The following is a 7485-nucleotide window of genomic DNA, read 5'->3' as shown; positions in this document are numbered from 1 at the left end:
GGGGGATACAATCGAGCTCGGTACCAATCCCTGCGTTTGGAACGTCCAAAATCTGTGTTTTCCGTGTGAGAAATATTTCCTGAGAGCATCAGTTAATGGTGTCTTCTTTTTCCTGCTAATTGTCCAGGCTCTCAGCATATTCCATAATATTAAGTCTTCGGATGAGAACGTTTCCTTACTTGCAACAGTTCGGTAGTAATTGCACCATCCTCGAATTATGGGGTTTAATCTTGCGATTAATGCTGCTTGTGGGGCTTTCTTATGAGCTTTGATAACCTCTTTGATTGCCTCATGGTGAGCTAGTGCAGCTTAGCAAAAATAATCCACCAGTCACTTATGATCTTTAAAGCCCTTAAATTTCCAAACGAACGGCTTAGCAAAATGTTGATTAAAGTAATCAATAAAATTGAGAATTTTTTGGGATAGTTCTTCAGTTGAACGGACAGTAATTCTTTTGAGTAAACGCCTGACTAAGATCGAAAACCAATACTCAATTTGATTAAGCCACGATGTATGTTTGGGAATATAAACAAAGCGAATTCGATGAGATTCATCTGATAAAAAATCTGCTCTGCTGTCCATAGATTGCAAAATCCCCTCCTTTCCTTTTCTCCCCAAATCAATAGTAATTCCACAGCTTTCTGCTACTAATTTGACTAAGCTTTCCGATTTATGAGTGTTGAGTTTATCTACAATAAAAATCCATTCTGCTTTTTCATCAATCTTAATCGTTCTCTGGATATGTTCAGAAAAATCTTGTTCTGTTCTTGTCGGTCCAATAGAGGGACTAACAACTTTTCCTCTTGCCACATCCCAGTTCGCAATCAAGCTTAAAGTTCCGTGTCTTTCATATTCAAATTCGATTTTTTCTACTTGTTTAGGCTTGATTCTTTTGTTCGGAAATAATCTCTCAAGAGCTTGAATCCCTGTCATTTCATCTGTACTAATTAAATGAATTCCTTGTTCTAACAAAGTTTTAGCTTCTTGATGAAGTTCACAGATATATTTGACTTGCTTTTTAAATTTTAAGGGATCATCAATTTTGGCATTTAACCAGTAACGAACGAGATGTGGTTGTAATGTCGCTTCTTTTTTAAAAACGCCCCACACTACGGGGGGAAATCTTTTCGACAATTCCTCTTTTTATGGCTTCATCCGCCAACTCTGAAGGTGTCCAATGGCTCACTGGTCTGTCTGATTTTTCACATTCTTCACAAGCGATCTCTACAATCTGGACTACTTGTTCGACCGTAAAGGATTTTGTTGTTCCAGGTCTTGGGCGATCGCTTAAAATTCCTTTGATCAAGACCATTAATGCTTTCTCCGTTACCTGTTGTTCTTCGGCGGCACTCAGTTTTTCTCTCTCCTCAAACCATCGCGATCGCCACTGACGCACTTGTACTCGGTCTAATTCTAATCTTCGACTAATCGAACTATTGCTCTCTCCTGATGCTGCGGCTAAGATTAGCTTGGCTCGTCTAACAAGGCGATAGGGGTTTGTTGTCCCTCTCACTATTTGTTGGAGTACTGTTTTCTGTAGGTTGGAGAGGTTAATTGGCAATGCTTTTATCATGGACATCAACTTCGAGATTCTTCCGTTAGTTTCATTGAAACACATTGTCGTGGCTAGTCACGAAAGTTTCTGTAAAAATCTGGTGGATTACTTTCGCCAAGCTGCACTAGTTAGAGCTATCGCCGATGAACAGTTGGCGAAGAATGTCTTCATGATTGAGTGGCTAGTCAAGGCACAACAACAGTTATCTCTTCAACAAAGACTGATTGACCAGCAACAACAACAAATCTCTACACAACAGCAAGAAATTGAAAAATTGAAAGAAGAGAGAGATAAGCTAAAAAACCGTAACTCAAAAAACAGTTCAGTCCCCCCATCATCAGACCAACTAAAAAAGCCTTCTGACAAAAAGAAACGCAAAAAAGGATTTAAACGCGGACCAAAATATGACCACCCAGGGAAGACCCGTAATGGTTTTGGTCAGCCCGATAAGATAGTCCCTTTAGAACTAGAAAACTGTCCTGTTTGTGGGGGTTCAGTGGAACGAGATGAAGTAGTTCCCGAAAAAGTCCAGCAAGTGGCTGAAGTAGTAGACCAACCCATAGAAATCAGGGAATATCGTCGCGGATTCTATAAATGTCCTAGTTGTGGATGGTCAGATTACAGTCCTGTTCCATTGGGAGTTAAAGAAGGATTCCGTTATGGGGCGCGATTAAGTAGCATCGTGGGCTGGCTTGGCTATGGGGGTAATCTTACATGGCGTAAACAGGAACATTTTATAGAGTATGTCTTTGGCATTCCCATTTCTCAAGGGAGCCTTGCCAAAATGCACAAATGGTTTCAAGAAAGTTTAGAACCCTTGACTCAACAGTGGTTAAAGTACATCCAGCAGCCAGGAATCCGATGTGTTGACGAAACCAGTTATTGCATCGATGGCATCAAGTATTGGGTTTGGGTAGCCACATCAAATGAGGTCTGTGTGTTGATGTTGGCTCCCACTAGAAGCTCCGCAGAAGTCGAGAAATTGTTAGGAGCAGATTTTAAGGGCATCCTCACCAGTGACTGCTATAGTGCCTACTTTAGACAAAGTGCGATGGCCAAACAGAAATGTCTGGCACATTTAGAACGAGAGTTAGAGTCCCTTAAAACCAGTCGTTTTCAAGCGAATCGAGAATTTGCTGCCGATGTACAGCAAGTTTTAGCAACCGCCCGTATCCATTATCGTCATTATCATGCTCGAAATTTAACCCTTGAAGACTTAGGCTCCAAAAGAACAGAAGTCGAGAACTCACTGCAAAAGATTTTTAAAGCAACTCCCAAAAAAGGATGGCCTTATGATGCACAAAGATTGATTAACCGTCTCAAACGTCATTGGGAAGAGTGGTTCACCTTTCTAACTTATCCTGAAGTCAAACCAGATAATAATGATGCTGAGAGAGCTTTACGTCCCATTGTCATTCACCGCAAAGTAAGTGGGGGGGCAAGAAGCGACTGGGGTGCAGAGTTAGTCACCCAAATGTTCAGTTTTTTAGAGACCATGAGATTACAGGGGCAAAATGCCATTGTCCAATTATGCGAATTATTTTCATTAGCTGGTCGGAGTCCCCCAGGATTAGAGATGTAAAAGGCTCCGGAGCCGATGGGGGATAGATTTTTCTTGATCGCCCTATCTCTCTGCACAAAAATACACAGGATTAGCGGATAATCTCCGCTAACAAAAAACTATCTTACTATTCTTTTTTTTCTCATATTGTTGTTTTTATTTGAGGTTTTAAAAAGACTTGATTCTGGGAATGTTAGTCATTAAAATAGCCGTAATAAATTAGCTTAAATTTTACGCTAAATCACAGGGCTTATATTTTTGTTGACTCAACTGATGTTGTTTGTAGTGCTTTTCAATAAGACTTTTTTGTTGCGGTGAGCAGTTACTTAATTACTTTGCCTATCGTCTCCCCTACTTGTAACCAGTCCCCCAAAGCAAAAGGACGTTCAAATAATAATAAAATACCCGAAAAGAGATTTTTTAATGTGTCTTGCAAGGCTAAACCAATCACCAATGAACCCACCCCAAAAGCGGTTAAAAGTGCGCCTAAATCTATTTTCCAGACGGTAGAAAGAATAACCGCAGTAATACAAGCAACGAGAAAAAAGCGAATTAAGTCCAACAATACATCTGGAACCCTTTCTTGCCAACTTCCTGAAACTGCTTGATCAAAAATCAAGACTTTAAATGCCGAAAGCATGGCATGAATCATGCCGATCCACACTAAAGTTTTTACCAACCTAATAATAGTAGTTTCTTCTGGTATTTCTAAAACTCTTGTAAATAAAAATAATAAAGCTACCAAAGGAAAAACCAAATTTCTAAAAATAATAATGGTGGCTATTAATGGTTTTTCTTCTTGGCGAAGTCGGACAATAATTTCATTTAAGATAATCATAATTAAGGGAAATCCTAAAATTAATGAAATTGCCCAACGAAACCAGTTTTGTTCTACTAATGCAACCGGCATGATAATTAATTGACTATTTTCTACAATATCTGCTACCCCCATTATGAATAATCACAGCCGTTTAACTCGAAAAACTTAGGATCTTATTATTTTTACCTTTTCGTCTCTTAATTAAGAAATTGTTAAGAAATATTATCAAAACTTGATTATTAACAGTTTTCCCCATTGATATTGGTTATCATGCTCTGTAAATTAATCCTTTTTTGTTTAGCACTCATAAGGTTTAAGTGCTAAATCAAACCCTTTACTATTAGGCTCTCTATTAGTGAATAGAACTGTTAAAAATAAAAAAACAAAACAGATTATGAACTACTTTTTTGACATTATCGGTACAGCTTCCGTTTTAACCTTTTTTAATTATCAACAACAAATTGAACAGAATAAAAATCGTGGCTCAGCCTATTTAGGTAGTTATCAATGTAGCCTTGATAGCTTTATTGAATCTGTTGACAATATTCCTAAAAACCCAGATTGGGATTGGGATGATGTTGTCGGAAGTATTGTTAATTTTTGGCTAAAAAATGAAGATCAAGTACGTTATTGGCAAAATAATTTTAATCCCAGTGATTTGGACACAGTGATTGTTGCTAGGGTAGGAGAAATTGAAGCTTTACGCTGTGAATTTGAATCTTTATTGGATGTTTAGAATTTGAAGATGACGGTAATAGAAATCTGAGGGAAATTTATTCCGTCATCTTAACTTAATAGTAGAAATAAGTGGAAATAAGTAGAAATAAGTAGAAATAAAGAGAAATCAATAGACAATTTATTATCTGTAACAACTGAAGAGTTTAAAAAATAAAAACTATGGTTATAATGAAAATCAATGAAGAAACTAAAGTTATTCTCTATTATTGAAGATGAAGTTGAAACATCCTTATCGTAGTCGTTTAATTTATGGCCTACTAGCTATTTTGATCAGTAGCAGTATTATTATCACTTCCCCACAACCGAGTTATGGTCAATCGTGGCTAAATTGGATATATCAGGGGGTACAAGTCATTCAATTATCCAATTTATCGGACTCTCAAGAAGTTAAATATGGAAGGCAAATCAACGATGAGTTAATCAGAAGTGGGCAGTTTCGTATTTCTCGAAATCAAACCTTAACTCAAAGAGTTGATCGTATTGGTCAACGATTAGCACAAAATAGTAGTCGTCCGAATCTACCTTTTACTTTCCAAGTTCTTCAAGATAATTCTATTAATGCCTTTGCTACTATGGGGGGGTTTGCCTATGTGAATACAGGGTTAATTGCTGCGGCTGAAAATGAAGCAGAATTAGCCAGTGTTATTGGTCATGAAATTGCCCATATTACCCAACGTCATTCTATTAAGCAAATGCGGAATGTTGCCATTTCTCAAGGGTTAATGTCGGCCACTGGATTGAGTGAAAATAATATTGTTAACATTGGGGTACAACTAGGCTTTAATCTTCCTCGCAGTCGAGAAGCTGAACTAGAAGCGGATCGAATAGGTTTACAAAACTTAAGAAAAGCTGGATATGCGCCCATTGGTATGATTACCTTTATGAAAAAATTGCTCCAAAGTGGCGGAGCGCCCCCTGCTTTTTTAAGTACGCACCCAGCCACTTCCCAAAGGGTTCAAGCCCTAAGTCAAGCGGTTAACCCTGATATTGCCTATCAGGGAGATGGACTAGATAATAGAGCTTATCAACGTGAGTTTCGGGGTTTACTATAAGACTTTTCTACTTAGAATCTAACCTTACGTAGTAACCAGTCTGTAATTAATTCAGGGGTGTTCTTTTTCACCCAATAAAAGGCGATCGCTCGAAAACTAGGTTTAGATAATCTAGCAATTAATTTCGTAACTCGATTGAGAGGACGCATAGAAACTTTTTGATTGATTAAATTGAGGGAACCCATATCATAAAGACAATCAATAATCATCTTAAAGGTTGCTTCCTCTCGTTCCATTAGGTTTTCAAGTAAGAGCATGATATTTTTTTTCTGTTCTATTTCTAGTTTTTGAGCCTCTGAAAGCTTGGGAAAATATTGGACAACTTTGGCAGAGCTTTTAGTCCTCTTAGAGTGCTTATTTCTTTTTACTTTCTTTTTTTTCTGTACTTTTTTCTGCTGAGCATTTTTTGCTAATTTTTTATTTGATTTCATAGGTCTTTTTTTATGTTTAGTAGAAATCATAATTTTACCAATTAACCAATTAGTGATTAATTCAGGGGTATTGTTTTTCACCCAATAAAAAGCAATAGAGTGAAAAATAGTTTTTGCTAGTTTTACAACTAATCTTAGTAGAGACTTGAGAAATTTTAAAGGATTTTTTTTATTAATTAAATTAAGAGAGCCAACGTCGTAAAGACTATCAATAACCATCTTAAATGTGGCTTCTTCCCTCTCCATCATATTTTCAACTAAGAGCATGACATTTTTTTTCTGCTCGATTTCAAGTCGTTTCACTTCTGAGCGTTTAGGGACATATTTAGCCACTTGTACTGGTTGGTTTTGATTGCTCCGAGAAAGTACCATAGAAAATCCTAGATTAACACTCTCAGATACTATAGAAAAAATCCATCTACTGAGGGTGGGAATTAAACTGTATTTTTAGAATGAATTTTATTTTAGCCAAAGGGGATAAATTAGCCATAGAGGGTAAAACCCTTGTCAGAAGTACATTCTAGCTATATGATGATTCTGAATCTGGTCAAAATCTCTAAGAAATTATGAGACGAGATGTGTCAATTTGTAAATTTTTTGCTAATAATAGTCTAAAGATAGCAACAAGGCACTCTGCCTGAAACTTAGGGGTTACTCCCACGAGAATCAGAAAGTTGTGCTAGTTTAAGAAATGTTAATGATCCCCTAACTCAGATTCTGGTGTTGGTGTTTTGGATCTAGGCATACCTTACGGATTTCGCCCATACAGTCAACCTGATAGGCGTTCTCTGGGTCTAGTCTCACATCAAAATAGTGGGACAATATGACCTAAACTAGATAAAACAAACGTTAAGAAATCTTGCCATTGATTTCAGTTAAGCAAGAGGATTGGATTCTATGACTATTGCAGTCGGACGCGCACCAGAAAGAGGATGGTTTGATGTCATCGATGACTGGTTAAAACGCGACCGTTTCGTATTCGTTGGTTGGTCTGGGATATTACTATTTCCCTGCGCCTACATGGCCCTCGGTGGTTGGCTAACAGGAACCACCTTTGTTACCTCCTGGTACACCCACGGTTTAGCAAGTTCTTACCTAGAAGGATGTAACTTCTTAACCGTAGCGGTTTCTTCCCCCGCTAACGCCTTCGGACACTCCTTACTGTTCCTCTGGGGACCTGAAGCACAAGGAGACTTCACCCGTTGGTGTCAAATCGGTGGCTTATGGTCATTCGTTGCCCTTCACGGAGCTTTCGGACTGATTGGCTTCATGTTACGTCAGTTGAAATCGCCCGTCTAGTGGGTATTCGCCTACAACGGACCACCACC

General features: G+C 38.0%; 7 protein-coding genes and 2 pseudogenes. 4 read left to right on the top strand and 5 right to left on the bottom strand.

Features of this window, described 5'->3' with window-relative positions; translation table 11 throughout:
* The 3 genes and pseudogenes from CWATDRAFT_RS34850 to CWATDRAFT_RS28100 form a co-directional block, all read right to left on the bottom strand.
* Positions 1-303: pseudogene (locus tag CWATDRAFT_RS34850) on the bottom strand (group II intron maturase-specific domain-containing protein); the annotation flags it as partial.
* Positions 304-330: 27 nt separating this feature from the next.
* Positions 331-972 carry a transposase gene (locus CWATDRAFT_RS28105; RefSeq protein ID WP_007303176.1) on the bottom strand — a complete coding sequence of 214 codons (642 nt, stop codon included), beginning with the start codon at positions 970-972 and terminating at the stop codon, positions 331-333.
* 121 nt (positions 973-1093) lie between these two features.
* The gene (locus CWATDRAFT_RS28100; protein WP_007308160.1) at positions 1094-1618 is read right to left on the bottom strand and encodes a helix-turn-helix domain-containing protein; all 525 of its coding nucleotides are present in this window, start codon (positions 1616-1618) and stop codon (positions 1094-1096) included.
* On the opposite strand from CWATDRAFT_RS28100, the gene CWATDRAFT_RS28095 reads away from it, so the two are divergent.
* Positions 1572-3137, top strand: coding sequence for an IS66-like element ISCwa4 family transposase (locus CWATDRAFT_RS28095; protein WP_007308162.1), 1566 nt, complete (start codon positions 1572-1574; stop codon positions 3135-3137). The two genes, CWATDRAFT_RS28100 and CWATDRAFT_RS28095, sit on opposite strands and share 47 nt — an antisense overlap.
* Positions 3138-3438: 301 nt before the next feature.
* On the opposite strand, the gene CWATDRAFT_RS28090 is transcribed toward CWATDRAFT_RS28095, so the two are convergent.
* Positions 3439-4068 carry a mechanosensitive ion channel family protein gene (locus CWATDRAFT_RS28090; RefSeq protein ID WP_007308159.1) on the bottom strand — a complete coding sequence of 210 codons (630 nt, stop codon included), beginning with the start codon at positions 4066-4068 and terminating at the stop codon, positions 3439-3441.
* Positions 4069-4330: 262 nt separating this feature from the next.
* Here CWATDRAFT_RS28090 and CWATDRAFT_RS28085 point away from each other — a divergent pair, with 262 nt between their 5' ends.
* Positions 4331-4672, top strand: coding sequence for a hypothetical protein (locus CWATDRAFT_RS28085; RefSeq protein WP_007308163.1), 342 nt, complete (start codon positions 4331-4333; stop codon positions 4670-4672).
* A 214-nt stretch (positions 4673-4886) separates the two neighbouring features.
* Entirely contained in the window at positions 4887-5726 is an 840-nt protein-coding gene (locus CWATDRAFT_RS28080; protein ID WP_007308164.1) for a M48 family metallopeptidase, read from the top strand.
* An 11-nt stretch (positions 5727-5737) separates the two neighbouring features.
* Here CWATDRAFT_RS28080 and CWATDRAFT_RS40665 read toward each other — a convergent pair whose 3' ends face one another.
* Positions 5738-6004, bottom strand: coding sequence for a hypothetical protein (locus CWATDRAFT_RS40665; protein ID WP_231586014.1), 267 nt, complete (start codon positions 6002-6004; stop codon positions 5738-5740).
* Between the two features lie 1050 nt (positions 6005-7054).
* Between CWATDRAFT_RS40665 and CWATDRAFT_RS28070 the strand changes: the two are divergent.
* Positions 7055-7485 (top strand): annotated as a pseudogene (locus tag CWATDRAFT_RS28070) (photosynthetic reaction center family protein); the annotation flags it as partial.

The sequence above is a fragment of the Crocosphaera watsonii WH 8501 genome (assembly GCF_000167195.1).
GTDB lineage: Bacteria > Cyanobacteriota > Cyanobacteriia > Cyanobacteriales > Microcystaceae > Crocosphaera > Crocosphaera watsonii.
Note: the sequence above shows the minus strand (reverse complement) of the source record. Positions and strands in the feature narration are given on the sequence as shown.